At 29.7% G+C, this 26,804-nt stretch carries 27 protein-coding genes; 12 read left to right on the top strand and 15 right to left on the bottom strand.

All coding sequences use genetic code 11. From position 1 onward, the window contains the following. The first annotated feature begins 112 nt into the window (after nucleotides 1-112). A complete protein-coding gene (gene rho / locus ACSIGC_RS13435; RefSeq protein ID WP_442265324.1) occupies nucleotides 113-1,795 on the top strand; it encodes a transcription termination factor Rho in 1,683 nt (560 codons plus the stop codon). 591 nt (nucleotides 1,796-2,386) lie between these two features. On the opposite strand, the gene ACSIGC_RS13430 is transcribed toward rho, so the two are convergent. Genes ACSIGC_RS13430 through ACSIGC_RS13410 form a run of 5 tightly spaced genes read right to left on the bottom strand, consistent with a single transcriptional unit; the run spans nucleotide 2,387 to nucleotide 7,709 of the window. Beyond that, nucleotides 2,387-2,938, bottom strand: a complete 552-nt coding sequence (locus ACSIGC_RS13430; RefSeq protein WP_442265323.1) for a 5-formyltetrahydrofolate cyclo-ligase — start codon at nucleotides 2,936-2,938, stop codon at nucleotides 2,387-2,389. A gap of 12 nt (nucleotides 2,939-2,950) precedes the next feature. Next, nucleotides 2,951-4,198, bottom strand: coding sequence for an NAD(P)/FAD-dependent oxidoreductase (locus tag ACSIGC_RS13425; protein ID WP_442265322.1), 1,248 nt, complete (start codon nucleotides 4,196-4,198; stop codon nucleotides 2,951-2,953). A gap of 2 nt (nucleotides 4,199-4,200) precedes the next feature. Beyond that, nucleotides 4,201-5,208, bottom strand: a complete 1,008-nt coding sequence (locus tag ACSIGC_RS13420) for a 4-hydroxyproline epimerase (RefSeq protein ID WP_442265321.1) — start codon at nucleotides 5,206-5,208, stop codon at nucleotides 4,201-4,203. Between the two features lie 4 nt (nucleotides 5,209-5,212). Beyond that, complete coding sequence (locus tag ACSIGC_RS13415) at nucleotides 5,213-6,790, bottom strand: aldehyde dehydrogenase (NADP(+)) (RefSeq protein WP_442265320.1); 1,578 nt, start codon at nucleotides 6,788-6,790, stop codon at nucleotides 5,213-5,215. A 4-nt stretch (nucleotides 6,791-6,794) separates the two neighbouring features. Next, nucleotides 6,795-7,709 carry a dihydrodipicolinate synthase family protein gene (locus tag ACSIGC_RS13410; protein ID WP_442265319.1) on the bottom strand — a complete coding sequence of 305 codons (915 nt, stop codon included), beginning with the start codon at nucleotides 7,707-7,709 and terminating at the stop codon, nucleotides 6,795-6,797. 150 nt (nucleotides 7,710-7,859) lie between these two features. On the opposite strand from ACSIGC_RS13410, the gene ACSIGC_RS13405 reads away from it, so the two are divergent. Further along, nucleotides 7,860-8,699, top strand: coding sequence for an AraC family transcriptional regulator (locus tag ACSIGC_RS13405; RefSeq protein ID WP_442265318.1), 840 nt, complete (start codon nucleotides 7,860-7,862; stop codon nucleotides 8,697-8,699). On the opposite strand, the gene ACSIGC_RS13400 is transcribed toward ACSIGC_RS13405, so the two are convergent. Further along, nucleotides 8,696-9,061 carry an MmcQ/YjbR family DNA-binding protein gene (locus ACSIGC_RS13400; protein ID WP_442265317.1) on the bottom strand — a complete coding sequence of 122 codons (366 nt, stop codon included), beginning with the start codon at nucleotides 9,059-9,061 and terminating at the stop codon, nucleotides 8,696-8,698. The genes ACSIGC_RS13405 and ACSIGC_RS13400 overlap by 4 nt on opposite strands. Beyond that, nucleotides 9,061-9,672: a DUF4230 domain-containing protein gene (locus ACSIGC_RS13395; protein ID WP_442265316.1), complete on the bottom strand. Its 612-nt coding sequence runs from the start codon at nucleotides 9,670-9,672 to the stop codon at nucleotides 9,061-9,063. The genes ACSIGC_RS13400 and ACSIGC_RS13395 overlap by 1 nt, the downstream gene beginning before the upstream one ends. Nucleotides 9,673-9,981: 309 nt before the next feature. On the opposite strand from ACSIGC_RS13395, the gene ACSIGC_RS13390 reads away from it, so the two are divergent. Beyond that, nucleotides 9,982-10,563 carry a hypothetical protein gene (locus ACSIGC_RS13390; protein ID WP_442265315.1) on the top strand — a complete coding sequence of 194 codons (582 nt, stop codon included), beginning with the start codon at nucleotides 9,982-9,984 and terminating at the stop codon, nucleotides 10,561-10,563. After that, nucleotides 10,560-11,555, top strand: a complete 996-nt coding sequence (locus ACSIGC_RS13385; protein ID WP_442265314.1) for a hypothetical protein — start codon at nucleotides 10,560-10,562, stop codon at nucleotides 11,553-11,555. Before ACSIGC_RS13390 ends, ACSIGC_RS13385 begins: the two co-directional genes overlap by 4 nt. Here ACSIGC_RS13385 and ACSIGC_RS13380 read toward each other — a convergent pair. Genes ACSIGC_RS13380 through ruvC form a run of 4 tightly spaced genes read right to left on the bottom strand, consistent with a single transcriptional unit; the run spans nucleotide 11,552 to nucleotide 15,414 of the window. Beyond that, entirely contained in the window at nucleotides 11,552-12,304 is a 753-nt protein-coding gene (locus ACSIGC_RS13380) for a cyclase family protein (RefSeq protein WP_442265313.1), read from the bottom strand. The two genes, ACSIGC_RS13385 and ACSIGC_RS13380, sit on opposite strands and share 4 nt — an antisense overlap. Further along, entirely contained in the window at nucleotides 12,301-13,434 is a 1,134-nt protein-coding gene (hemW, locus tag ACSIGC_RS13375) for a radical SAM family heme chaperone HemW (RefSeq protein ID WP_442265312.1), read from the bottom strand. The genes ACSIGC_RS13380 and hemW overlap by 4 nt, the downstream gene beginning before the upstream one ends. Beyond that, complete coding sequence (locus ACSIGC_RS13370; RefSeq protein WP_442265311.1) at nucleotides 13,435-14,814, bottom strand: DUF4932 domain-containing protein; 1,380 nt, start codon at nucleotides 14,812-14,814, stop codon at nucleotides 13,435-13,437. 48 nt (nucleotides 14,815-14,862) lie between these two features. Beyond that, entirely contained in the window at nucleotides 14,863-15,414 is a 552-nt protein-coding gene (gene ruvC / locus ACSIGC_RS13365; protein WP_442265310.1) for a crossover junction endodeoxyribonuclease RuvC, read from the bottom strand. A gap of 46 nt (nucleotides 15,415-15,460) precedes the next feature. Here ruvC and ACSIGC_RS13360 point away from each other — a divergent pair, with 46 nt between their 5' ends. The 7 genes from ACSIGC_RS13360 (at nucleotide 15,461) to ACSIGC_RS13330 (ending at nucleotide 20,888) form a co-directional block, all read left to right on the top strand. Beyond that, nucleotides 15,461-16,204, top strand: coding sequence for a Bax inhibitor-1/YccA family protein (locus ACSIGC_RS13360; RefSeq protein WP_442265309.1), 744 nt, complete (start codon nucleotides 15,461-15,463; stop codon nucleotides 16,202-16,204). 132 nt (nucleotides 16,205-16,336) lie between these two features. Further along, nucleotides 16,337-16,849 carry a hypothetical protein gene (locus ACSIGC_RS13355; protein WP_442265308.1) on the top strand — a complete coding sequence of 171 codons (513 nt, stop codon included), beginning with the start codon at nucleotides 16,337-16,339 and terminating at the stop codon, nucleotides 16,847-16,849. Nucleotides 16,850-17,158: 309 nt separating this feature from the next. Further along, the gene (locus ACSIGC_RS13350) at nucleotides 17,159-18,643 is read left to right on the top strand and encodes a tetratricopeptide repeat-containing sensor histidine kinase (protein WP_442265307.1); all 1,485 of its coding nucleotides are present in this window, start codon (nucleotides 17,159-17,161) and stop codon (nucleotides 18,641-18,643) included. Then, a complete protein-coding gene (locus ACSIGC_RS13345) occupies nucleotides 18,636-19,382 on the top strand; it encodes a LytR/AlgR family response regulator transcription factor (RefSeq protein ID WP_299617500.1) in 747 nt (248 codons plus the stop codon). Before ACSIGC_RS13350 ends, ACSIGC_RS13345 begins: the two co-directional genes overlap by 8 nt. Before the next feature lie 231 nt (nucleotides 19,383-19,613). Next, the gene (locus tag ACSIGC_RS13340) at nucleotides 19,614-20,084 is read left to right on the top strand and encodes a hypothetical protein (protein WP_442265306.1); all 471 of its coding nucleotides are present in this window, start codon (nucleotides 19,614-19,616) and stop codon (nucleotides 20,082-20,084) included. Between the two features lie 43 nt (nucleotides 20,085-20,127). Next, a complete protein-coding gene (locus ACSIGC_RS13335; protein WP_442265305.1) occupies nucleotides 20,128-20,535 on the top strand; it encodes a DUF1842 domain-containing protein in 408 nt (135 codons plus the stop codon). A gap of 44 nt (nucleotides 20,536-20,579) precedes the next feature. Then, the gene (locus ACSIGC_RS13330) at nucleotides 20,580-20,888 is read left to right on the top strand and encodes a hypothetical protein (RefSeq protein ID WP_442265304.1); all 309 of its coding nucleotides are present in this window, start codon (nucleotides 20,580-20,582) and stop codon (nucleotides 20,886-20,888) included. 70 nt (nucleotides 20,889-20,958) lie between these two features. Here the strand turns inward: ACSIGC_RS13330 and ade are convergent, their stop codons facing one another. From ade to ACSIGC_RS13315, 3 genes are all read right to left on the bottom strand, one after another. Further along, nucleotides 20,959-22,581 (bottom strand): adenine deaminase, encoded by a 1,623-nt coding sequence (gene ade, locus ACSIGC_RS13325; protein WP_442265303.1) that lies wholly within the window; start codon nucleotides 22,579-22,581, stop codon nucleotides 20,959-20,961. 145 nt (nucleotides 22,582-22,726) lie between these two features. Then, nucleotides 22,727-24,337 carry a phosphoenolpyruvate carboxykinase (ATP) gene (gene pckA, locus ACSIGC_RS13320; protein WP_442265302.1) on the bottom strand — a complete coding sequence of 537 codons (1,611 nt, stop codon included), beginning with the start codon at nucleotides 24,335-24,337 and terminating at the stop codon, nucleotides 22,727-22,729. A 94-nt stretch (nucleotides 24,338-24,431) separates the two neighbouring features. Continuing rightward, nucleotides 24,432-24,806 (bottom strand): DUF423 domain-containing protein, encoded by a 375-nt coding sequence (locus ACSIGC_RS13315; protein ID WP_442265301.1) that lies wholly within the window; start codon nucleotides 24,804-24,806, stop codon nucleotides 24,432-24,434. Nucleotides 24,807-24,884: 78 nt separating this feature from the next. Here ACSIGC_RS13315 and ACSIGC_RS13310 point away from each other — a divergent pair, with 78 nt between their 5' ends. Further along, nucleotides 24,885-26,255 (top strand): saccharopine dehydrogenase family protein, encoded by a 1,371-nt coding sequence (locus ACSIGC_RS13310; protein WP_442265300.1) that lies wholly within the window; start codon nucleotides 24,885-24,887, stop codon nucleotides 26,253-26,255. A 65-nt stretch (nucleotides 26,256-26,320) separates the two neighbouring features. Here the strand turns inward: ACSIGC_RS13310 and ACSIGC_RS13305 are convergent, their stop codons facing one another. Then, entirely contained in the window at nucleotides 26,321-26,725 is a 405-nt protein-coding gene (locus tag ACSIGC_RS13305) for a hypothetical protein (RefSeq protein ID WP_442265299.1), read from the bottom strand. Nucleotides 26,726-26,804 lie beyond the last annotated feature (79 nt).

Genomic DNA, 26,804 nt, shown 5'->3' with positions numbered 1-26,804 from the left:
TAAGGATACCTCACACTACTTACTTAAATACAAGTAAGCTATTCAAAAAAACGAAGACCTAAATTACATCCCCTTATTTTCAAAAAGATACATTTAATTTAAAAATATTCTAATGTTCGAAATCTCGGATTTAAAAGCTAAAAAATTAGTTGAATTACAAGAAATTGCAAAAAAAATTGGTTTAAAAAAAACAAGCCAATTAAAAAAGCTTGATCTTATTTACAGGATTTTAGATGCTCAAGCAGAGGCTTCTAAAGAGCAAAAAAAGGAAAAACCTGCAACTACTGAGGCTAAACCAAAGACTACTCCTGAGAAAAAAGAAGTAGAAAAACCTACAACTACTGAGGTTAAAACTGAAAGACCTAAAAGAAAACGTATTTCTAAATCTGTTGAACAAGCTGCAAGTACAGTAAAGCAAGGGACTAATGCTGTTCCGAGCACAACGAAAAACGAACAGAAAAAGCCTCAACAGACTAGTAATAACAATCAGAACAACAATCAAAATAATAACACTAGAGCTCAAAAAAATTCTTCTGGAGATCATCAGAGTAATAAAACTCAAAACAATCATCAGAAGAACAGAAATAATAACAACCAGAATAAAAATAATAAGCATCAAAATAAAAATCAAGGACCTAAACATAAAAGCGGGAACCGTTACCGCGATCCTGATTTTGAATTTGATGGAATTATTGAAAGCGAAGGTGTACTAGAAATGATGCCAGATGGTTATGGTTTTTTACGTTCTTCTGATTATAATTATTTATCATCTCCTGACGATATTTATGTATCACAATCTCAAATTAAATTATTCGGTTTAAAAACTGGAGATACTGTAAAAGGAAATGTTCGTCCACCAAAAGAAGGAGAGAAATATTTCCCTCTAATTCGAGTATCTAAAATTAATGGATTAAGTCCAAATATTGTTAGAGATCGTGTTTCTTTCGAGCATTTAACACCACTTTTCGCTAATGAAAAATTCAATTTAGCAGAAAAAGGAAGTTCTTTATCTACAAGGATTATGGATTTATTTTCTCCTATTGGTAAAGGACAACGTGGTATGTTAGTAGCACAACCAAAAACTGGTAAAACCATGTTATTAAAGGATGTTGCTAATGCTATTGCTGCAAATCATCCTGAAGTATACCAAATCGTTTTATTAATAGATGAGCGACCAGAAGAAGTAACAGATATGAAACGTAGTGTTCGTGGAGAAGTTGTTGCATCTACGTTTGACGAGCCTGCTGATAAGCATGTTCGTGTTGCTAATATCGTGTTAGAAAAAGCAAAACGTTTAGTAGAATGTGGACATGATGTAGTTATTCTCTTAGATTCTATTACTCGTTTAGCTCGTGCATATAACACAGTAGCTCCTGCTTCTGGTAAAATTTTATCGGGAGGTATAGATGCTAACGCTTTACACAAACCAAAACGTTTCTTTGGTGCGGCACGTAACATTGAAAATGGTGGTTCGTTAACAATTATAGCTACAGCGTTAACAGAAACTGGTTCTAAAATGGATGAAGTAATCTTCGAAGAATTTAAAGGAACTGGTAATATGGAGCTTCAATTAGAGCGTAATATTGCTAATAGAAGAATTTACCCTGCAATTGATTTGATTAAATCAAGCACTCGTAGAGATGACTTATTATTAGACCCTAAAACAGTTCAACGCATGTGGGTATTAAGAAAATATTTAGCCGATATGAACCCTATAGAAGCTATGGAATTTATCCAACAAAGAATAAAAACTTCTATTAATAACGATGAATTTTTAATTTCTATGAATGGTTAGTATTAGTTTTCAATAAAATTAAATAAAAAAAATACCCATTAATGGGTATTTTTTTTATTTAATTAACATATGTTAATTTCCATTCACCTTTTCATACATCTGTTTCATCGATACATTTAGGTTATTCATCTAAGCTTTTAGCACAATAGCTCACATTTAAAGTATCTTTAATAACAGAAGCAAGGGACAAATATTTGGTCACAAGCATTTTAATAATTTGGGAGCGATTTTAACATTTTTACATTAAATAGACAGGCTCAAATATATTGTCACATTCCCCCGATTGACATATGGATTTGGATAATTTACAATTATCCAAATCTTTGTTTTTATACTTATTTAGAGCAAATCACCTCACTATTAAAATTAACATATGTTAATTTTATCGACACTTTAATCGTATCTCATCTATTCTTTAAACTAAAAAAAGATATTTGCCTTAATTTTACATTATGAGTAAGGGACTATATTAAGCCTTTTTATTAACTAATTTAGGTACAATTTTAGTGTTATATCAGATAAATAAGGTTTAAATATGGAGGGATACCCCTAAAATATAAAAATTTGGATAATGGTTAGTTATCCAAATTTTTACTTTTTAGGATATATTACTTTTTGTAAAGGAAAATCAAACTCGTTTAAATCATCTATAAAATGAATTGGTTTATAATAGTTTAACCCAATAGTTTTTACACTTTCTTTACAATCACTTAAAAAACGATCATAAAACCCCTTACCATAACCAACTCTATATTGCTTTTCATCAGAAATTAATAAAGGAACAAAAACTAAATCTATTACTTTTACACTTACTCTTTTTGCATTTTTAGGTTCTGGAATTCCATATTTATTGAGCTCTAAAACTGTCTCTTTTTCAAAGAGATAGTGTGTTAGTGTAGCATCCGTAAAATTACTTTTACTAATAATTATATTTTTCCCTTGATTTCTAAGGAAATCTATAATAGGATAAGTATTGATTTCTTTTTGTTTTTCTATCGGAAGAAATATATGAATATTATGAACTGTAGAAAAATCATATTCAAATACCTGCTGGTAAATATCTTTTTCTAATAAATGTATTGTTTCACTAGAGAGTTCATTTCTTTTCTGTTTGTAAATTTTTCTTAACTCATTTTTATTCATACTACAAAAATACTAAGAAAATCGCTCGACTTGAAAAGGAGTAATATCCATACTTGTTTTCTTTTCATTTAAAATTTCTGTGATTAACTTACCTGTGGCAGGACCTAAACTCCACCCCATCATAGCGTGTCCAGTACCTACTGTAACATTTTTCAATTTAGTCAATCTTCCAATATAAGGAAGTCCGTCTGGTGAACATGGCCTTAAACCACATTTAGCTGAAGTTTTTTCTTTTTCATTAATTTCAATCTCATTATAATAACTTTCAGCAGCATTAGCTATGGCATTTACTCTTTTATTATTTACAGTATGATTTATCCCTCCTAACTCCATAGTTCCAGCAAAACGAGTAACACTATCCATTGGAGTTACAGCCACTTTTGCTTCCAATAAAATTGACGGGATATTAATTTTGGTTCGATTAACCACATCTATCCTGTACCCTTTACCTGCTTGAATAGGAACATTAACTTTCAATTTCTTTAATAGATTTTGAGACCAAGAACCACTTGCTACAACTAATTCGTCAAGCTTTATTAATTCATGATTGGTTTTTACACCTGTAACCAGATTAGATTGTATTTCAAAATCTTCTACTTCTGTATGTTCTTTAAAAATTACTCCTTTAGCTGTTAAAAAACTTTTCATTTGTTGCATAAATTGGTGTGGGGTCATATGAGCATCGGACAAATAGTGCACTGCTCCTTTAACTGAAGAATTCACTGTTGGCTCTATTTCTTGTAACTGTTTTTGTGAAATTTGCTCCACTTTTAAACCACATTCAATTGCTTTTTTACCAACATTCCATTCTTCTTCTCCAGCCTTGTCTGTTTTATACAACATCAATAAACCTTTATGTTTATAAAAAAAACTAAAACTTTTATCAGATATCATTTCTTCGTAAAGCCTCCTACTAAGTAAATTAATATCTCTAATTACAGGTATAGAAGTGGTTACTTTTTGAGAAGTTGCTGATTTTTTAAATAACCAAGTCCATTTTAAGAAATCGTAATTTAACCTTGGCTTTACATAAAAAGGACTCGATGCATCAAACATCCATTGTAATCCTTTTGTAATTATTCCTGGGCTGGCTAAAGAAATAATATGACTTGGAGTAATTAAACCTGCATTTACATAAGAAGCCCCTGAAGAAAAATCTGATTTATCAATCACAATAATCTCAGCAGCTTCTTTTTGTAAATAATAGGCTGTGCATAGCCCAATTATTCCCCCTCCAATTATAACTACTCTTTTTTTCATTTTTATATCACTTGAAACCCATGTGCATATGGATCATCTTCATCATCTATAATTATTGTATTATAACCATATATCTTAGCCCATCCTTGAACACTTGGTATTATCGCTTTCTTATTATCTATTGTAGTTTCTTCTTCAATCTTACCTACAAACTTGCTTCCTATAAAGCTCTCATGTACAAAATCTTCTCCTTGTTTTAATTTTCCTTTAGCATATAATTGAGCCATTCTTGCAGAAGTTCCTGTTCCACAAGGACTTCTATCTATAGCCTTATCTCCGTAAAAAACAGCATTTCTACCAGAAGAATTTTCATCTAAAGGACTACCTGTCCACAACATATGAGATACATCTCTAATGGTATCATCTTCTGGATGCACAAAATAATTCGGGTATTTTATATTTATTCTATCACGAACAACCTGAGAATACTGTATAATTTTAGAGGCAGTAAAATCTTGTATTCCTGAGAAGTTTTTTTGAGGATCTATAATTGCATAAAAATTTCCTCCATAAGCTACATCAAAAGTTAACTCTCCCAATTCAGGACAATCTACAGTTAATCCTTCTGCTGCTAAATAACTTTTTACATTTTTTAATTTAACCCACTCAACTTTACCTTCATTTTCTTTATAAACTATTTCGACAAGTCCAGCAGGAGCTTCCATTTTAATAACCCCTTTAGTTTTAGGCTGAACTAACCCCTCTTCAACGGCTATTGTAATAGTACCTATTGTTCCATGTCCACACATTGGTAAACAACCAGAAGTTTCTATAAATAAAATCCCAAAATCATTTTCTGGATTTTGTGGTGGATACAAGATACTTCCGCTCATCATATCATGTCCACGAGGTTCAAACATTAAACCTTTACGAATCCAATCGTATTCTTTAAGAAAGTGCTGACGTTTTTCACTCATTGAATTACCAATAAGATTTGGTCCCCCTTCTTTTACTACTCGAACGGGATTTCCACATGTATGACCATCAATGCACGTAAAAACACTTTTCATCTTATTAAAATTGATTTAATTGTCCGTTTACTAATCTTGTTATACCTAATGGATTCTCATCCTTTAACTCGTCTGGCAATAATTCATTAGGCCAGTTTTGAAAACTAAACGGACGAACCCAACGTTTTATAGAGTTAATTCCTACAGCTGTAAAACGGCTATCTGTTGATGCAGGATAAGGTCCGCCATGGACCATTGAAGGACAAACTTCAACTCCAGTTGGAACTCCATTAAAAATTAATCTTCCTACTCTGTTTTGCATTTTAGCCACTAAACTAGGATACTCTGATATTTCATTATCATCTGAAATTATAGTTCCTGTTAATTGACCTTCTAAATTTTCAATAATTTGCTCTAACTCATTTGTGGTTTCACATTGAATTACAATTGAAAATGGCCCAAAAACTTCATGATGCAATGTAGAGTTTTCTATAAATGTTTTTCCTGACACAACAGCAACAGCTTGAGAACCATAATTTATTTTTAAATCAGCATCTAAATCTGCAATTACTGTAACTTTGTTTTGACTTATTGCTTCTGATTTTCCTTTTTTGTAAGCCTCATAAATATTAGGATGTAACATACACGAAGGATTTATTCCTTTAATTTTTGATCCTAATTCTTCAATAAAACCAGATAATCCCTCTCCAGCAACTCCTAAAATTAATCCTGGATTTGTACAAAACTGCCCAGCTCCTAAAGTGATAGAACCTGCAAAAGTTTGAGCAATAGTTTTCCCTCTGTTTTTCAATGCTTTTGGCAATACTACGACAGGGTTCACACTACCCATTTCTGCGAAAACAGGAATTGGCTCTTCTCGTTTAGCCGCAATATCTAATAAAGCTCTTCCTCCTTTGATACTTCCAGTAAAACCAACAGCCTTTATTTTGGGGTGGCTAACCAACTGTTGACCAACTGCATAATCTTTAGAGTTAACATTTGAAAAAACTCCTTTTGGCATTCCTGTTTTTTCTACAGCTTTTATAATTGCTGAAGCTATTAATTCACCAGTTCCTGCATGCATTGGATGTGATTTCACTATTACTGGACAACCTGAAGCCAAAGCAGCAGCCGTATCTCCCCCAGCAGTTGAATATGCTAGCGGAAAATTACTCGCTCCAAAAACTACTACAGGTCCTAAAGGAATATTCATTTTCCTCAAATCTGGTTTTGCTACAGGAGTTCTATCTGGAATTCCTGTATCTATACAAGCTTCTACCCAAGAACCTTCCTCTACTAAATCTGCAAAAGATCGTAATTGAAAAACTGTCCTACCTCTTTCTCCCGCAGCTCTTCCTTCTGGAAGACCAGTCTCTGAACAATAAGTATTAATTAAATCGTCTCCCAAGGCTTCTATCTCATCGGCTATTGCTCTTAAAAAATCAGCTTTTCGCTTTCCTGAGTAATTTTTATAACTATGAAATGCTTCTTCAGCTAAATTTATAGCTTGATTTACTTCCTCTTCAGTAGCCTGAACAAATGAATATTCATTCTCTGCATTTAATTCAGGATTAATTGTTGTAAATGTGATATTTCCTTGAGAAGATAATTGATTTCCAATATGATTTTTTCCAGTAATCATGGTTTTATAAACTTTTATAATTTGGTAGTGATGGTCTTTTTTTAAGTCCGTCTTCAATAATTTGAAGCACTTTACTTCGTTCCTCACCTATTAATGGTAATCGAGGAGCTCTTACAGTTTCAGTTCCTATTCCTGTAGCAACTTCAGCTAATTTAATATTTTGAACTAATTTAGAATTTATATCTAACTCTAACAATGGTAAAAACCATCTATAAATCTCAATCGCTTCTTTTATTCTCCCTGCTTTTTGTAACTCATAAATCGCCACAGTTTCTCTTGGAAATGCACAAACCAAACCAGCAATCCAACCATCTGCTCCCATTAATAAACTTTCTAAAGCTAATGTATCTACACCTGTCATTATCTTTAATCTATCTCCAAAATTATTTTTAATTCTGGTAACGTTAGATATGTCACGGGTAGATTCTTTAACAGCCTCTATATTATCACAAGACAATAATTCATCAAACATACTTAATGTTACTTCTATACCATAATCTACAGGATTATTATATACCATAATTGGCAATGAAGTATTTTCTGCAACTGCTTTAAAATAAGCAACAGTCTCTCTTCCGTCGGCCTTATATCGCATAGGTGGTAACATCATTAATCCTTTAGCACCATCTTGTTCAGCTTTTTTTGCTGCTGCTATAGCTGACTTAGTTGTTTGTTCCGCAATATTTATTAAAACAGGCACTTTACCGTTAACTACATTTACAGTTGTTTGTGTTAAAATGCTTTTTTCTTCATTAGATAAAGTACTCGCCTCTCCTAAAGTCCCTCCTAAAACAATTCCGTGAACACCAGCGTCTAACTGAGCATTTATATTTAACTCAAAAGTTTTAAGATCTAATTGATCATCTGATGTGAATTTTGTAGTTACGGCTGGCATAACTCCGTTCCATTCTATTGACATGATAGTTTGTTTTTTTTATGACAAAATTATCAGAGGTTTAGAAATGTAAAATCATCAAAATTACTCAAAACTAATACTATATTAATCATTTTTGTTCTTAATTAGTTAAAATCTATTAATTTTATACTTAACAGTATTTTATTGTTTATTATGAAAGTGTTACCATTTAAAATTCCCAAACCGAAAAACCTAGGTTTAATTTACCAAGAAGACAAAGGTGTCTTATATGATAAATTACATCAACATGAAGAAATACAAATCTCATACATTGTAAATGGAAAAGGAACTTTAGTTGTTGGAGACACTGTTCATCATTATTACACTAATGATGTACTTATAGTAGGTAGCAACTTACCTCATCTTTTTAAAAGTGACCCTTCGACTTCAGACAATTCATTTATGATTTCTCTTTTTTTTACTGAAGAGTCTTTCGGTAAAGATTTCTTTTCTTTAGATGATTTTAACTCTCTAAAACACCTACTAAAAAAAACAGCTAACGGACTAAAAATAAGCAAACCTAACATCATTATAACTCAGTTGTTTCATTCTCTAAAAAACACTTCTGATTTAAATCGCTTTATTGCTTTTTTTAAATTATTAGATGAGTTTAATAAAGTAAACTCTAAACCGCTTTCAAAATTTATTTATCCTAAAAAATATACTGAGAATCATGGTAGAAGAATGCAAGCTATTATGAACTATACTATGAATAATTTTAGTTCTGATATTGACTTAAATACAATTGCTGAAAAAGCAAACATGACTAAGAATGCTTTTTGTAATTATTTTAAAAAAAGAACCAATAAAACTTATTTTACTTTCTTAAATGAACTTCGTGTTGAAAACGCTTGTAAATTACTTTTAGAAAATAGAGAAGTAGCTATTAATGAAATAGCCTACCAATGTGGCTATAGTAGTTTATCTAATTTTAATCGAAAATTTTTAGCTGTAAAAAAAATGACTCCTTCTCAATATAGAAAAAACCATTAACTTTTTTTGAGTTCTTCTTTTAATTTTTTTGTTAGTCCTTTCACAACCAAATCATATGAATGATCTATTAACTCAAAGATTAGTTTATCTGGAACATCTTGATTTATAGTTATTGTGTTCCAATGTTTTTTATTCATATGAAATCCTGGATTAATTCCTTCATATTCGCTTCTTAGTTCCTCTGATTTTTCGGGATCGCATTTTAGATTTATTTTCTCTTCGCCTTTTTCCCAGTGATTAAGTCCAACTAAAGCAAACATTTTTCCCATTACTTTAAACACTAAAGTAACTTCATCAAAAGGAAATTCTTCAGTAATTCCTTTTTTACGAATACAATATTCTCTAAGTTGTTCTATATGCATTATTCTAATAATTTCATGTTTCCACTTGGTAATTCAAGAGATGAATAATCTAATTTCCAACCAATAGCTTCTATTAAATTTTTCATCAACGCAATTGCCTCTAGCGCTTCGTGATTTGCAGCATGCATTAAATTACTATTCGGGATTTTTTGAAGCACATGTTCTTTAGCAGCTTGATTAACTTTTGTTAAATCTTCTGAATTAAATTTATTTAAAAAACCATCTTGTATATCGTAAAAACGAATATTAGGTTCTACAGATAACACTTCTGGCTGAGGGAATTCAGATAATTTAATTGTTTTATTTTTTGTATCAGCTTCCATTTTAATCTTTCTAAAATCAAAACCAATATGTGTTTTTGCGTTAATTAAAATAATTGCTTTTTTCTTACTAGAAATTAATCCTAAAAATTTTCCCTGCGTATCTTCATGGTGATAAATCTCTGCAAAATCTCCTTCAACAGTAATTAGCTTAGTAACCTTTTTTATCTTATCTAATAAAATTACAGATTGATTTTCTGTTAAGTTCCTGCTTTTCACATGAGAAAACTTTTGAAAAACAAAATAAGAAACCACAGCACCTAAAGCCAATCCAAAAAACAATAATTCCATAGGATAAATATAAGTTTATATCATTAATTGAGACCAATTTTTCACAATGAAAGTCACAAACATTTTAGTATTGTTAAGAATACTAAAATTATTTTTGATTTTATAATTCCTCATTTTTTATTCTGTCATTAAAAAACTTCATAAAGAATTACTTAAGAATTTTATTTAACATTAGTCTGAAATAATCTATAATGTTTAATTTTTCCAAAAAAATATATTGAGAACAAATAACAACCCACAATTAAGCATTTATAATCACAGGTTTTTATATTACCAATAATTCAGTAAATTCGTGTAAATTAATTTCTATTGAAAGAGAACTTCCTTTTTAATCCATTTTCTGGAGTTTTGCATGAAGATATTCCTCAGGTAATTCTGCCAAATATTGATATCAACCAAATAATTCATAAGATTAAGAATTCTAATTCTTTAGCTATTGAGTTTATCGGAAAACAAGGAAGAGGAAAAACTAGCCATTTAAGATATTTACAACATATATTACCTGAATATCCTATTTTTCTTTTAAACTCTACTTCATCAGTTTCTGATGTTATGAAAAATACTTCAGAAATTGTTTTTGTAGATAGTATTCATCATTTAAGTTTTTCAAACAGAGTTCAATTATTAAAACAAAAAAAAGTAGTAATTTACACTACACATTGGCGAAGAAAAATTGATTGTTTATTAGCTAAAAAAGAATACCATTCTATACGATTTAAAGGAATTGAGCCAGAAAAACTTCAAGCTATTTTAAATGAAAGATTAAAGTTAGCTTCTAGCTCTAATACACCTGAAACTTTATTTAGCATTACTGATGTAAATAAGCTAATCAAAAAATTTGGAGATAATTACCGAGGAATTATTAATCATTTATACGAAAAATACCAATGAGCAATTCTATATTAAATGCCAGTATTAACGTTTTTGGCACTATAACATCTAACGTATATGATGGGGTTTTAAATATTCATCCTAAAGAAGATTTAATAATCGACCATATTGATGGAATTGTATATTTGGAAGCTCGCGGAAGAATGTCGAGTGTAAAAAAACAATTGGTAACTTTTAAAATTGATGACAGAATAGTTTTAACTAAAGACGAAGCTTATGAAATTCCTTTTTCATTTAACTTAGATGAGGATTATATTGAATCTTATACCGGAAAAAATGTTAGTATTTCATATAGTTGTGAAGCCAAAATTCATGTTAATGAAGAAGATTTAGAAAAATTAGACCGAGGTGTGTTAACAAGAATGAAATCTTTTTTCACTTCAGATTATTCCACTAAAATATCTGGTTATTTTAATAAGTTCAATAACGAAGAACAATATAAAATCGGGGAAAGTCATAGTGATTTAAAATTAGCATTTAACTTTTCGAGCGCATTAATTATTGCTTTAATTATTGCTGCTTTATATATATTTTTCTTGATTGGCTTAAATTTTAATTTTCATGGATTTCATATTTTTTTACTAGTTATTGCGACTGCAATAATAAGTTATGTTCAATTCAAAATTAAAAAGAGTAGAATTGGAGATATTTCTTTAAAAACTTCTAATAGAGAAAATGGATTTATTTGCTATGTAAAACCTGCTCGAAATTTTAGTTTGAATAAAGCTAAAATTCACTATCGTATTGTAGAAAAAGTAGTAGATAACAGAGGAACTTCTTCTACAACATATACAGAAGCTATATTTAAATCACCCATAAAACCTTTAAAAAGTAGAGGGAGTTCTGAAGTAGAATTTCAATTCCCTGAAAACAAAAGATTAGCAAGCATGGAGTTTGAAGACGCTTCAATTTATTGGGAAATAGTAATTAATGGAACACATAACGGAGTTACAGAAAAACTAACTTGCACTATAGAAGCCTATAAAGTTTAATTTAAAATTTTATATAAAATAGGTTTGCTTGGTGTTGCGTCATTTTCAAAAGGTGCAATCATTAAATTTAAAAAGTAAGCTCCATCCTCTATTGTATTTGCTACAAATATAAACTCTGTAATTGTAGCATTTAATCGTACTTTTCCATTAGTAAACCAAAAAGCATTGTGAGCAAGTAACAATCCATCATCTTTTTCTTTATCTACAGAAGGCAAATCAATTAATAAATGTTCTATTCCTTTTTCTCTTAAATAAACAGCTGCTTCTTCTAACAAATATGGTGGGTTAGTATTTGAATATCTTTTTGATTTTTTTTCATTTTCTAAATTAGGTAAAGTTCTAATTACTATTGCTTCTCTTTTTTTATTTCCTAAGGCAATTTGTAATTGCTTTTTAGAAATTACTTCATCTTCCCCTAATGTTTCTGGAACTACAGTAATTACTTCGGTTAAAAAGAAAAAACGTTTCAAATTTTCATTAACAGAATGTACTTTCTCTGTGATATGACCAACACACTCTGTATGCGTAATGTGTGCATGAGGATTAAATTGAATAGAATTAAAATTCACTGGTGCTCCTTCTGAAACTTTTATTACCTCATCACCAAATTGTTCTGCATAAATCTTGGGTTCATCTAAATACCATGCGTTTACATTTCCTTTGGAAATATCAATAGGAATAGAAATATCTATTGGATTAAGTAAATCTATTTGATATTTTTTTGAGTTGTATTGAATTGTTGTAATCAAGATAAATTTAATTTAAACAAATCGGAAGCTATACCATCGGTTAAAAACTTTCCTTTTCGCGTTGTTTTTAGTGTTTCATTTTCAATATACAATAAATCTTCAAGAATAAATTTCTCTGATTGCATTTTTAAATATGTTAAATATTTAGCCCCAAAGTCTTCTTGAATTTTTTGAAAAGACACTCCCCAAATCGTTCGTAAACCAGTCATTACATACTCATTATAACGATCTGTAATCGATAAACTTTCTATTTCAGATGGCAATTCACCTTTTGTTATTTTTTTAATATACAAAGCGTTATTCGCTATATTCCAACCACGTTGTTTTCCATTGAAAGAATGTGCAGAAGGGCCTATTCCTAAATATTTTTTCCCTTGCCAGTATGCTGAATTATTCTGACTAAAAAAACCTTCTTTCCCAAAGTTCGACAATTCATAATGTTGAAATCCTGCTTTATCTAATTCATCAACTAAGATTAAAAACTGCTCTTGAGCTAATTCATCATCAACATTATCAATTACTCCTTTTTTAATAAAACTTTCTAAAGCAGTTTTGGGCTCTACTGTTAACGCATAACTTGAAATATGTGGAACTCCAAAAGATAGTGCTGTTTGAATATTTTCTCGCCACTCTTCATTTGTAGTATTTGGAATTCCATAAATTAAATCAATTGAAATATTATCAAACTTACGAATCGCATGAGATAAACTTCTTTTTGCTTCTTCCGCATTATGCGCTCGATTCATTAGTTTTAAATCCTTTTCAAAAAAAGATTGAATTCCTATACTTAATCTATTTACAGAAGAACTTGCTAAGTTTTCAATTCGCTCTGAAGTTAAATCATCTGGATTGGCCTCCAAAGTAATCTCTGGATTAGCAATAACTTTATAATTATCGTAAACTTCTTTAATAATACAATCAATTTCTACTTGATTTAACACACTTGGTGTTCCTCCTCCAAAATAAATTGTTTTAACCTCTTCTTTATCAAATTCATGCTTACGCATTTTTAACTCAGAGATTAATGCTTTGATCATATCTTCTTTTGTTTTTAAAGAAGTAGAAAAATGAAAATCGCAATAATAACATGCTTGCTTACAAAATGGGATATGTATGTATATTCCTGCCAATTATTTATTACACTCTTGTTTTTTTATCCATTGAATTACTTCTGGATATAACTTTTCTAAAGATACATTTGGGTTTTTCTTGTACCAATCTAACACATAACGGTTAAATGATTTAAATTTTATAAACCCTCTACTTTTTGACATCATGAAATTTTCTAAAGCTGTGTTTCTTTTATTAAAAACTTCTTCATTAAAATTATCATATAAGTATAAAGTAAAAACAGACCAAGTCATATATTCATTAAATGTAGCATAGCTACTACCATAACCTTGTTCGCTTTTATTCCAACAATTTAAAGGTTTTAATAATGAATTAATTTCTGGATATTTATTTGTTGTTGGGTTAACATAGTTATGATCTATTTCAGTAAAAACAATTCTAGACAATATGGCTTCCTTTTCTTTTTCTGAATATTGATCTGGTAATGTAGGTCCGTTAACAAACATTAGTGTTTCCGAAAAACCATTGTCTTTAAATGTTTTTGTACTATGAGCTCCTCCCACTAAAGGTGAAAAATAAATTTTATACGAATCGTGTTTAACTGAAAATTTATTCTCTATCCATTGCCACATTTTATCTACTGGAACCAACTTATAATAATCATCAATTAATGATTTATAATAGGTTTCATTAGCTTTATAAAACTCATTGAATTTAGATTTTTCAGAGAAATCTTCTAATAAAGGTAATAAATTGTTTAAATAATTATCTTCTCCAAAACTCATTCTTTTATATGGTGAATCATTAACTATTTTACCATCTTTATACGAATATATATTTGCATTCATTCTAATATTGTAGTAATACTCATAAGTTTTACCACTCATTCCATAAGCCTCTGTAATATGATTGTTTAAACTATCTATTAAGGGATGTGATTTATATGGCTCGAAATACGCCATTACTCTCTCATAATAATCAAATCCTTTAGGTATCATATTATTATCCTTAGCTCCAACTTCCGTTAATGCGATAGCAATATTTACTAATTCATGGACTTTTGGCGCATATACTTTATATTTTCCTTTTTGCTTTTGTATGTATGCATCTGAAAACTCTGCTGAATTAGATTTTCCTATTACTAATACAGAAATACTATCCTTTTTATTAATAACAAAAGTTAAAGGAATACTATCTTTTGGAGCTAATTTAAATTTTACACTATCATTTTCAGAGTAAAATCCAACTTCGTTTGTTTTTCCGGTATAAGGAAAAAAAAGATCTTCATTAACAACAGAAAACGGAAACTTTTGTCCGTTAAACATTGCTTGAATTTCTTTTTTATTTGTAGATAAATACTTTTTTGTCTCTTTTTCATTTTTCTCTTTACATGATAACACTATAAAAATTAAGCAAAATAAGGCTAGTTTTTTCATCATAGAATTTAGTTTATTGGTTGAATAACAAATGTAAAAAAAGCGTAGTTATTATTTTATTTTATTAGGATTTTGTTTCACAAAAGCAGCCCAACCAGTGTAGTTCTTCCCTCCTACTTTTGTTCCAGAATTATAAAAATGACAAACTGCTGCTGCTAGTCCATCTGTTGCATCTAAATTTTTAGGTAAGGTTTTTAGATTCAATAATGATTTTAACATTAAAGCTACTTGCTCTTTACTCGCTTTTCCATTACCAGTTATTGCCATTTTAATTTTTAATGGTGCATATTCTGTTACAGGAATTTCACGAGACAATCCTGCAGCCATTGCAACTCCTTGTGCACGTCCTAATTTTAACATCGACTGCACATTCTTACCAAAAAATGGAGCTTCTAAGGCTATTTCATCTGGCTTATATGTATCGATAAGTTCAATAGTGCGTTCAAAAATGAGTTTAAGCTTTAAGTAATGATCAGTATATTTTTTTAAGATTAATTCATTCATTTGAACAAACTCCATCTTCTTTCCTACGACCTTAATTATCCCAAATCCCATAATGGAAGTTCCTGGATCTATACCTAATATGATTTTTTCTGTCTTCAAATTTATTGTACTTTGTACAAACACAAAACTAATCAATAAAAAACGAATGCCTTTATTTGGATTACGAACTTCTAACCCAGCTTTTAATCGTTATTTCTGGCGAAAACAGAAGATGTATTTCAAAAGTAAAATGAGTATTAGTGGAATAATCATAAAGTCTTTTGCTATGCTTATCATTGTCCTAATTACAGCCTCATATACTTGGCATCTTTTTTTCTCTGGAGTTATTATTAAATGGTATACTGCTATTGGTATGTTTGTTGCTATATGCTGTAGTTTATTTATATCTTTTAAACATAATACTGTAAAATACCTACTCCCAATTTATGCTATTGCAAAAGGTATGTTTTTAGGAGGCATTAGCGCTTATGCTCACAAACGTTTTCCTAATTTACCTTTTCAAGCTATTGCAGTTACAATTACCACATTCTTTGTAATGCTTTTTTTATATCGTTTAAAAATTATTAGAGTTACCAAAGAATTTAGAGCAATAATTATTAGTGCTTCTGTTACTATTTTTTTATTCTATTTTATTGGTTGGGTGTTATGGCTTTTAAAAATTGATGCTTTGCCTTTATGGGGGACTTCGTGGTTTGCTATTGGTTTTAATGTAGTAGCCGCAATTGTAGCTTCATTCTCTTTATTACTCGATTTCTATCATATAGACAAACAAGTTGGTCGTTATCCTAAAGAACGAGAATGGTTAGCTACTTGGGGATTGTTAATCACTTTAATTTGGTTGTATGTTGAAACTTTACGCTTATTAAAAAAACTTGCCATACGGTTTTAGTTTCATTCCTAAAAAAAGAACGTTTGTACCAATAAACAACTACACTTGTGCCTTTTTAATTTTTAAAATCTTTAAATTATTAGTTGATTTGTTTTTAAACATAAAAATATTTAACCAAACACCAATTTTATTATGGAAAATACTAAAATAAGACAATGCAGTGATATCACAAATCCTGCTGGAATTTGTATAACAGATTTTACAGTTAATGAATTAAATTCTGAAATAAGTTTTGACTTCCAGAGAAATTCTATAAAACCTTTACAACCACTAAATGCTACACAAGTAGACAACAAAGGTAATTTAAACGTAAGTTCGATCGTATTTATAGATAACTCTGTTACGATTAAAAAGAAAAATACTCATATTAAGCAATATTTAAGTTATGATAACAATGGCGATCCTTTTTTAAATTTTTATATTATTTACGACTCTAAACCGAAAAAAAAGCAAAAATTTAAAGCTTACCAGTTTAATTTCACTACAGTTTGGGGAGAAAATGGTTATACTCCTAACCCTATTCATTCTAACCCTAATCCTCCAACTTTAAATGATATTAATTTTATTAATACGTTTTTAATGGATTTAGATCCTGAATTATCTAGAGGGACTGTTACTACTGTTAAAACTACAGGAGGTAATTAAAAAACTCATTAAGAAATCAAGTAGGTTTTTTTTTTATAAGTTTGTAACTTAACTAGTAGTTACATGAATTTTCAAATTAAATTAAGCCTACTATTTCTCTTTCATATTTTCTTAACTTATTCTCAAAACAAATACAAAGAAAAAATTGATAATGAGATTTTATTAATTAGTAATTCCCCAAAAAAAGATCTAGATTTTGAAAAGACTTTAAATTTTTTTATTAAAAAAAAATGGGACTCAGTTATAGTTTATTCTCAGAAAACTTTATCAAAAAACATAGATCCTCAAATAATTAACTACACTCGTTTTATGAGAGGGTTTAGTTTTAAAACGAAAAAAATCTTCTTAGAATCTAAAAAAGAATACCTGCTTATACCAAAAGATTTTAAATTATACCTTTTAACAAAAACTTATTTAGGAGAAATAGCTTTAGAACAAAAAAAATATAACGAAGCAATTGTTTTTTTTAATGAAGTATTAAACATAAAAGATGATGAAAGAGAGTTTATAAATAAAGAATCTCTTATCCACAATCTAGGAATTGCATATTTACATCTAAAAAAATACAGTAAAGCTGAACCTTATTTAATTCAGAGTCTACAATACCAAGAACAGAAAAAAGATACTTCAGAACTTGTAGGTTCGTATAGTGATATTGCAAATTTTTATTATGAGCAATATAAAGATGACATCGCAATTCCTTATTTTGAAAAAGCTTATTTATTAGCTAAGCAGACCAATGATTTTACATTAAAAAAAAATACTACTCAAAACATGTCTGTAGTTGAACAAAATCGTAAGGATTTTGAAAAGGCATTGATTTATAGAAAAGAAATGGAAATCTGGGTAGATTCTTTAAACAATCAAAATAGAATTTACGAGGTTGCTAAAAAAGAAAAAGAATTTGCTGTTGCAGCTAAACAACAAGAAGTAGATCTTTTACAAATAGAAAACAAATTAAAGGAAACACAACGAAATATCTTTTTAATCTCAGCTATTAGTTTACTAGCATTTTTAGGTGTTGGTGCTTATTTATTTAGAGAAAAAGTAAAAGCCAATAGAATTATTGCTCAACAAAAAGAAACCTTAGATGAATTAAATGCTACTAAAGACAAATTATTCTCAATTGTGAGTCATGATTTACGTTCTTCTGTAAATGCTTTAAAATGGAGCAATGCTGTTTTATTAGATAATTTACAGTCTAAAAACTTAGATGCTTTAGAGCATTTACTTCAAAAAAACAGTGGTATTGTAAACGGTGCCTATGGCTTATTAGACAATTTATTAAATTGGGCTTTACTTCAAACCGATGGCGGTTATTTTCACGTAGATACACATCGATTATTTATCATAGTAGAACACGTTGCTTATAATTACAAAGCCTTACTTTCAGAAAAAGCAATTCATTTTGAAAATACCGTTTCGAAAAAGGCTGTTGTAGCAATTGATCAAGAATCAATTAAAATTGTATTACGAAATTTAATTGATAATGCAATTAAGTTCTCAAAACCAAAAGGAGCGATAACTATTTATGCAGAAGAATCTGGTAATTTTTGGAATTTAATTGTGGAAGATACTGGTTTAGGAATGAGTGAAACCACTAGATTAGAATTACTAAAAGATTCTGCTTTACTTAATAAAAAAGAACATGAAGATGTTTTGGGAACCGGATTGGGTTTAAGTTTAGTGAAATCTATGATTCAAAAAAACAATGGAAAATTCAATATTGAGAGTATATTAGGAAAAGGTACGAAAATGATTGTATCTTTACCTAAAACTACTACTAATGGATAACATTAACGTACTAATTATTGAAGATACAGTTGAAGAAAGCAACAAGCTTGTAAAACTTTTAGAAGAAAATAATTATACTGTTAGTGGAATTGCAAGAACTTTTCAAGAAGCTCTAGCTTTATTTTATAAAGTGAAGGTTGATATTCTTATTGTAGACATTTTTTTAAACGGTGTTCCTGAAGGGATTACTTTTGCTGAAACCATTACTACTGTTCCGGAAGCTGCAAAACCGTTTGTGTTTCTAACAAGCTCAAAAGATCGACAAATTTTTGAGCGTGCAAAACTTACCAAACCTTATAGTTTTTTATTAAAACCTTTTAATGAACTAGAGGTTTTGTATGCTATTGAAATGGCAATTGAAAAATTTTACGATCAGTCTGATGTGTTTTTCACTGAAGAAGAAGATACTGTAATTAGTGGAGATAGTTTATTTATTAAAAAAGGAAAATCTTTAAAAAAAGTATTACTTACAGACATTATTTACATTGAAGTTGAAGAGAAATACTGCAATATAATTACTGAAAAAGAAAAATTCGTAATTCTTATTTCCCTTACTAAGATTTTAAAACTTTTAGACCCGAATTCTTTTTGTAGAACACACAGAAATTATATCGTAAATATTAATAAGATCGTTGAAATTGTTCCTTCGGATAATCTTATTGTATTACAAGGAAAACATCATGTTACGCTTAGCGAACGCTATAAAGACTTAATTAAAAAAGTCCGTACTCTTAAATAACATTTTTCTTTCTTTTTCTACTGAAGTGATTTAGCTATTTATAAAAATAGATTGCTTCATTCTTCATACTACTTATTTTTTTATTCCATTTTTTTCCTTTTACATGGAAAAGAAAACGTCCTTCATTCCATTTAAAGTCTGCAACCTATTTGTTCACAGTAATTTTACATCAGAAATAACACGCTAGCATATTTGTTTCATGTAATATTTACTAACCACAAAAAACTTATTATGGCTTCAAAAAACACATTTCAATTATCAGCTTTAAGTCAAAACGACCCAGGAGCTGCAGACGGATCAAAATTATACTGTGAAGTAACTTCAATTAGTAATGGAACATTAAGAACAGGATCATTTCCTATTAATGAAGAAGTAAAATTACCAATTCCTCCAGGAGAAGGAAAAGATGCTCCAGCTACACCAACTTGGTTTTTAGAAACTGAAGAAGGTAAAGATGCTAGTTTTGAAATTACAATCTTCTGTCCTACTGACATCAATTATCCAAAAACAACAATTGTAGTAAAAGAATCTGATGTAATCGGATGGGATACTCAACCTTTTGATGAAAGAGTTAATCAAATCTATCAAAAAGGTGAATACGGAATTATTGGTTTTGCTCAAAAAGGTCCAGAAGGATATATCTACACAATAACAGCAGGAATATTAAATCCAAGATTACACGGAAACTTAGCCGCTATTTAATACTCCTAAAATTTAATACTAACCAAACTTAAAATTTAAAATTATGGCAACTACAGCTTTAGCAACAAAAACAGTTTATTTCAAAGGATTAATGGGATTTGCTCCTAACCTTTTAGCAACAGTCGTTAATTTTTCATTATTAGTTCATTCCGATAAACACACTGTAAGTGGAACTGTAAAAATCAACGTAGGAACAGATAAAAAATCATACTCTGGTAAAGTAAGCGGAACAGTATATGCAACTGGTTTAAACGATATTGTAAGAGTAATTAGTTTACAAGGACATATTCCTTCTGAGAATAAATTAACTCCATTAGAATTTCCTTTTGAAGCAAATATGGCTTTAAAAGCAGATTGGAGTGGTGAAGGTGGGTTTTCTTTTCAAGGACAACATGATGAGAAAGTTCCTGTAAAAGGTTCGACTTTCAATTTAGATTCGGCTGCTGAATAAAATTTAGAATTTCAACAATTCAATAACAGTAAAAAATCAAAACAATGTCAAATAATGTACAAACAAACCTAATCAAAGGAACTAGCCATATAGAGAGACTTGAAATATCATATACTATTGACACTACTACTTACAACATAACAACTTCATTAAACTTTGATGGACTTGATTTAGGAAGTGGAACTATGACTCCTGAAAACCCAAACCAAACTATATGGAAAAATTTAGGAATTCAACAATTTAGCGGAGAGCTTAATGCTAACTTTGAAAATTCTACATTAGAATGTAAATTTGAAATTACCGAGTATGGTCAAGTTGTGTTTAAAGATACAAAAACCATAGCTACATGGTAACTCTTGTAAAAAAAAGTGTTTTTAAATTTAACAAATAAAGAGAGAGCTAACTTTAAAAAAGTGCTCTCTTTTATTTTATTTCCACAGAAGTATATTTAAAAGAATTACCATCAAATAACCCTTTATCAGAAAGTTTTAAAGATGGGATTACTAGTAATGCCATAAACGATAAAGTCATATAAGGCGCTCTTAGTTTACTTCCTAAATCTTTAGCCATTTGATCTAATTCAGCATAAGATTTCCCGATTTCTTCAGCAGACAAATCACTCATAATCCCAGCTACAGGAAGCGATACTATTTTTGCTTCAGTGTTTGAAACTGCACAAACTCCTCCTCTATTTTCGATAATTAAATTCACAGCTTTACAAATCGCTTCATCAGATACTCCTACAGCAATAATATTGTGAGAATCGTGTCCTACTGAACTTGCAATAGCACCTTCTTTTAGTCCGAAGTTTTTGATAAATGCAATAGCTGGTTCTGAGTTTTGATAACGATTTACAACCGTCATTTTCAAAACATCATTTTCTACATCTGAAACTAGATTTCCATTCTTGATTAAAGAATTCTCTTCAATTTCATTTGTTACTAATTCTCCATCTAAGGCTTCAATAACTCTTATTTTTTCTGAAGCTGAATGAAATTCGAAATCAGTGATTTGTTTTTTATCGGTATCGAAGTTATTTAAAACCTCAAAATCTACAGAAGTAATATTGGATTTTCCGTTTTCTGCTACTAATTCTCCATCAATGTAAGTTTGTAGCACTTTAAATTTTTCTAAGTTTTCAACCACAATAAAATCAGCTTCATCTCCTTCTTTTAATAAACCTACATCTAAATTATAATGAAATACCGGATTTATACAAGCAGCTTGTAAAACTTTAAACACATCAATTCCTTTCGCAACAGCTCTTTCACACAATTGATTGATATGACCTAATAATAAATCATCTGGGTGTTTATCATCTGAACAAAACATCATGTTTTCATAATGTTCTGGTAAAAGATCAATTAAAGCTTCAAAGTTTTTAGCCGCACTACCTTCACGAACAATTACTTTCATTCCTTTTTGTAGCTTTTCTAAAGCTTCATCATAAGTAAAACATTCGTGATCTGTATAAATTCCTGCGGAGATATATTTCGTTAAATCTTCACCTCTTAACCCTGGTGCATGACCATCAACCGGTTTATTATAATGCTTTGCCCATTCTATTTTTTTCATGACTTCTGCATCTTCATAAATTACTCCCGGGTAATTCATCATTTCAGCTAAATATTTAATATCAGGATTCTCTAAAAGTTTTTTAATATCACCAGAATCTATAACTGCTCCAGCACTTTCAAAAGAAGTTGCTGGCACACATGATGGCGCTCCAAAATTAAATTTCAAAGGAACTTTTTTCCCATTTTCAATCATAAAATCAACTCCTGTAACTCCTAAAACATTTGCAATTTCATGCGGATCTGAAACAGTTGCAATTGTTCCATGAGTTACTGCAATTTTTGCAAATTCAGAAGGTACTAACATTGAACTTTCAATATGAATGTGTGCATCTACAAAACCTGGTAAAATATAATTCTCTACATTATGATTACTTTCTGTTATCGATTTTATTTTACCTTCTTCAACTACAATTTCTCCTTTAAAAATCTTTTTATTTAAAATATCTACAATATTTCCTTGAATAACCATTTGATTGAATTTTAATATAAAAGTAAGTAATAATTATACGTTAATCATTACAATAATAAATGAGTTTTTCACTGTTTAAGATTATAAAATACAAAAGCGATTGTATTACTACAACCGCTTTTATATTTAACAACTACTAAATATGTTAGTAACCATAACGTTGAGGTCCTCCACGTCTGATTTCTTCATTAGCATATTCTTCAAACTTTTTGAAATTTTCTCTGAATGCATTCGATAATTTAAATGCAGTTTCATAATATAATTCATCATTATTCCAAGTTGCTCTTGGGCTTAGAATCTTATCTGGTACTCCAGGGCAAGTTCTAGGTTGAGCTACTCCAAATACTGAATGGATATGATAATCTTCGTAAGTATAATCTCCTAAATCACCATTTAACACAGCACTAATCATGGCTCTTGTATATTTTAAAGCAATTCTAGAACCAACTCCATACTGTCCACCAGACCATCCAGTGTTTACCAACCAAACATTTACATTTGCCTCAATCATTTTTTTACTTAACATTTCAGCATAACGAGTTGGATGTAATGGCATGAAAGGAGCTCCAAAACACGCTGAGAAACTTGGCATAGGTTCAGTAACCCCTGCTTCAGTTCCAGCAACTTTAGCTGTGTAACCAGAAATAAAGTGGTAAGCAGCTTGAGCTGGAGTTAATTTAGATATTGGAGGTAACACTCCAAATGCATCTGCAGTTAAGAAAAAGATATTCTTTGGATTCTTTCCTGTAGATGGTACTCTAATATTCTCAATATGATGAATCGGATAACTTACACGTGTGTTTTGTGTAATAGAGGTATCTCCAAAATCTACTTCCCCTTTATCGTTCATGATGATATTCTCAAGGATTGCTCCTTTTTTAATAGCTCCATAAATTTCAGGTTCTTTTTCTTGAGAAAGGTCTATTACTTTAGCATAACAACCTCCTTCAAAATTAAATACTGTATTTTCAGCAGTCCATCCATGTTCATCATCTCCGATTAAACTTCTGTTTGGATCTGTAGACAAAGTCGTTTTACCTGTTCCAGATAATCCGAAGAAAATTGCGGTATCGCCATCTTTACCAACATTTGCAGAACAATGCATAGGCAATGTGTTCTTATTTACTGGTAAAATAAAGTTTAATGCAGAGAAAATTCCTTTCTTTATTTCTCCAGTATAACCAGTCCCACCTATTAAAGCTACTTTTCTAGAAAAATTTAAAATTGCAAAATTATGTTGGCGAGTTCCATCAATAGCTGCATCAGCCATAAAACCTGGTGCATTTATTACAGTCCATTCAGGAGAAAAACCATTTAATTCCTCTTGACTAGGTCGTAAAAACATATTGTAAGCAAACATGTTACTCCATGGATACTCGTTTACAACTCGTATATTTAATTTATAATCTTCATCTGCACAAGCATAACTATCTCTAACAAAGATTTCTTTATCTGAAAGATATGTCGTTACTTTATCATATAGTTTATCAAATTTACTTGATTCAAAAGGAATATTGATATCTCCCCACCAAATTTCATCTTTAGTGATATCATCTTTAACTATAAATCTATCCATAGGAGATCTACCTGTAAATTCACCTGTATTTACAGCTAATGCCCCAAATACAGTTTCCTTTCCTTGTTCTTTTTCTATAGTTAAATTATGTAACTCCTCAGAAGTTAATTGATAACGAACATTATTGCTCTTGATACCAAGATACTCTAACGAAATCGTTTTCGTGTCAAGATTATTCATCTCTGTAATTTTAAGTTGTGTTTAATTTGTGACAAAAATAAACCTTTTTGTTTAAACAGGTTAGTCTATTTATTTTTTTATTGTTTTTTTAATTTTAGGCTGATTTCTTAAAAAATATTATACCTAAATAAAGCCAACCTAATATTAATATTAAACCTCCTAATGGAGTTATAAACCATATCTTTTTAGAAGAAATTTCTGCTAAGTAAATCGCATAAATTGAACCTGAAAAAAACAAAATTCCTAATAAAAATAAATAAGTCATAATTTTCTTTTCTTTTGATGAAAAAGTATGACTTAAATTAATTATAAGTAAAACTATTACATGATAAACTTGGTATCGTACTGCTGTTTCGAAACTTGCCATCTCTTCTGTATTCAACTTATTTTTTAATATATGAGCTCCAAAAGCGCCTAACACGACTGCTAATCCACCAATAATTGAAGTTAGTGTTAAATTTTTATACATATTTAGTATATTTGTTAAATTTCAAACTTTAAACAACTAAAAAACTTAGTTCTTTTTACAAAAGTACTGCATTATTTTATGAGAAAAATATTAATTATTGGAGCTGGAAGATCTAGTTCTTCTTTAATAAAATACTTATTAGACAAATCTAATTCTGAGAATTTACAAATAACGATTGGAGATATTTCTATTGAAAATGCTCAAAAGAAAATAAATAATCATCCTAATGGAAAAGCCATTACTTTGGATGTTTTTAATGAAGAACAACGTATAGCTGCAATTAAAGATTCAGATATTGTAATTTCAATGTTGCCTGCACACTTACATATAGAGGTAGCTAAAAATTGTTTAGAGTTTAAAAAACATATGGTTACTGCTTCATATATTTCCAAAGAAATGCAGGAACTAGATCAACAAGTTAAGGATAATGGATTAATTTTTATGAACGAAATTGGCTTAGATCCTGGAATAGATCATATGAGTGCTATGCAAGTAATTCATAAAATACGTGAAAAAGGAGCAAAAATGTTGCTTTTTGAGTCTTTTTGCGGTGGTTTAGTTGCTCCTGAAAGTGATGATAACTTATGGAATTATAAATTTACTTGGAATCCAAGAAATGTTGTTTTAGCTGGACAGGGAGGCGCTTCTATGTTTATTCAAGAAGGAACTTATAAATATATTCCTTACCATAAATTATTTAGAAGAACTGAATTTTTAACAATTAATGGAAGTGGAAAATTTGAAGCTTACGCTAATAGAGATTCTTTAAAGTATCGAAGTATTTACGGTTTAGAAAATATTCCAACCATGTACAGGGGTACAATTCGTAAAGTTGGTTTTTCTAGAGCTTGGAATAGTTTTGTGCAATTGGGTATGACGGACGACACATATACTATAGAAAATTCTGAACACATGAGTTACAGAGATTTTACAAACTTATTCTTAGCATACTCTCCTTCCGACTCTGTAGAATTAAAGTTTCGTTCATATTTAAAAATTGATCAAGATGATTTAATGTGGGCTAAATTTATAGAATTAGATCTTTTTAATCCTAACAAAAAAATTGGTTTAGTAAATGCTAGCCCTGCTCAAATTCTTCAAAAAATCTTAATGGATTCTTGGACTTTACAACCAGATGACAAAGACATGATAGTTATGCATCATAAATTTGGTTATGAAGATGAAAAAGGAAAGCATCAAATAGAAAGTAGTATGGTTATAAAAGGTGATGATCAAACTTACACAGCCATGGCTAAAACAGTAGGACTTCCTGTAGCTATTGCTACTTTACAGATATTAAACAAGAAAATTACAACCACAGGGGTTCAATTACCAATAAATAAAGAAGTGTATGAGCCTATTTTAAAGGAACTAGAAGACTATGGTGTAATTTTCATTGAAAAAGATGTACCTTATTTAGGATACAATCCAGAAAGTATAAGGGGGTAATATATACTCTCTTTGGTTTAAAAAAATTTCTTTTTAATTGTTATTAGGTTATTTAATTAAATAGCCTAATAACTTTTTTTATTAGAACTACAATCTTGTTCGAAATTTATCTTTACTCCTTCTTTTTGCAATTCAAAAAAGGTTTCTTTATTAATAATTATCTCCCATACTCCATTGTAATTAGCTAAGACATATCCTAAGTTTGATAATACAAATTTCCCTTCTATAAAAGCCCAATTTCCCTTATCTACCATTTCTTTATCACTGTTATAAACAACAACGTTATTATTAGAAAAATCAATAGATAAAATAAAATTTGCTCCCTGACTAAAAGGTGACCAAAAACATTCAGATAAATTAGCTTGCAAATTTACTGGAGTAGTTACTATAGTTGTATCTCCTGTATTTTGACAAGATGTTAAAAATAAGGCAACAGACACAAAAATAATGTATAAAAAGTTGCTATTCATTTTTTTTAAAAGAGGTTAAGTTTAATTTGAAAATAGTTTTATAATTATTAAACATTTTACCTCAAAAAAACCCTACCCT

Source organism: Tenacibaculum aquaeponti (assembly GCF_052084715.1).
Lineage (GTDB): Bacteria > Bacteroidota > Bacteroidia > Flavobacteriales > Flavobacteriaceae > Polaribacter.
Note: the sequence above shows the minus strand (reverse complement) of the source record. Positions and strands in the feature narration are given on the sequence as shown.

Coding starts and splice junctions, on each gene's coding strand:
- ACSIGC_RS13400 (WP_442265317.1), bottom strand. CDS start 9,061: ATGCATATAGAACAACTTAGAGAATATTGTATTCGTAAAAAAGGAATT.
- ACSIGC_RS13405 (WP_442265318.1), top strand. CDS start 7,860: ATGAAAGTGTTACCATTTAAAATTCCCAAACCGAAAAACCTAGGTTTA.
- ACSIGC_RS13345 (WP_299617500.1), top strand. CDS start 18,636: ATGGATAACATTAACGTACTAATTATTGAAGATACAGTTGAAGAAAGC.
- ACSIGC_RS13360 (WP_442265309.1), top strand. CDS start 15,461: ATGCCTTTATTTGGATTACGAACTTCTAACCCAGCTTTTAATCGTTAT.
- ACSIGC_RS13385 (WP_442265314.1), top strand. CDS start 10,560: ATGAGCAATTCTATATTAAATGCCAGTATTAACGTTTTTGGCACTATA.
- ACSIGC_RS13350 (WP_442265307.1), top strand. CDS start 17,159: ATGAGAGGGTTTAGTTTTAAAACGAAAAAAATCTTCTTAGAATCTAAA.
- ade (WP_442265303.1), bottom strand. CDS start 22,581: ATGGTTATTCAAGGAAATATTGTAGATATTTTAAATAAAAAGATTTTT.
- ACSIGC_RS13335 (WP_442265305.1), top strand. CDS start 20,128: ATGGCAACTACAGCTTTAGCAACAAAAACAGTTTATTTCAAAGGATTA.
- ACSIGC_RS13420 (WP_442265321.1), bottom strand. CDS start 5,208: ATGAAAAGTGTTTTTACGTGCATTGATGGTCATACATGTGGAAATCCC.
- ACSIGC_RS13415 (WP_442265320.1), bottom strand. CDS start 6,790: ATGATTACTGGAAAAAATCATATTGGAAATCAATTATCTTCTCAAGGA.
- rho (WP_442265324.1), top strand. CDS start 113: ATGTTCGAAATCTCGGATTTAAAAGCTAAAAAATTAGTTGAATTACAA.
- pckA (WP_442265302.1), bottom strand. CDS start 24,337: ATGAATAATCTTGACACGAAAACGATTTCGTTAGAGTATCTTGGTATC.
- ACSIGC_RS13425 (WP_442265322.1), bottom strand. CDS start 4,198: ATGAAAAAAAGAGTAGTTATAATTGGAGGGGGAATAATTGGGCTATGC.
- ACSIGC_RS13430 (WP_442265323.1), bottom strand. CDS start 2,938: ATGAATAAAAATGAGTTAAGAAAAATTTACAAACAGAAAAGAAATGAA.
- ACSIGC_RS13310 (WP_442265300.1), top strand. CDS start 24,885: ATGAGAAAAATATTAATTATTGGAGCTGGAAGATCTAGTTCTTCTTTA.
- ACSIGC_RS13395 (WP_442265316.1), bottom strand. CDS start 9,672: ATGGAATTATTGTTTTTTGGATTGGCTTTAGGTGCTGTGGTTTCTTAT.
- ACSIGC_RS13330 (WP_442265304.1), top strand. CDS start 20,580: ATGTCAAATAATGTACAAACAAACCTAATCAAAGGAACTAGCCATATA.
- ACSIGC_RS13370 (WP_442265311.1), bottom strand. CDS start 14,814: ATGATGAAAAAACTAGCCTTATTTTGCTTAATTTTTATAGTGTTATCA.
- ACSIGC_RS13315 (WP_442265301.1), bottom strand. CDS start 24,806: ATGTATAAAAATTTAACACTAACTTCAATTATTGGTGGATTAGCAGTC.
- ACSIGC_RS13355 (WP_442265308.1), top strand. CDS start 16,337: ATGGAAAATACTAAAATAAGACAATGCAGTGATATCACAAATCCTGCT.
- ACSIGC_RS13410 (WP_442265319.1), bottom strand. CDS start 7,709: ATGTCAATAGAATGGAACGGAGTTATGCCAGCCGTAACTACAAAATTC.
- ACSIGC_RS13305 (WP_442265299.1), bottom strand. CDS start 26,725: ATGAATAGCAACTTTTTATACATTATTTTTGTGTCTGTTGCCTTATTT.
- ACSIGC_RS13340 (WP_442265306.1), top strand. CDS start 19,614: ATGGCTTCAAAAAACACATTTCAATTATCAGCTTTAAGTCAAAACGAC.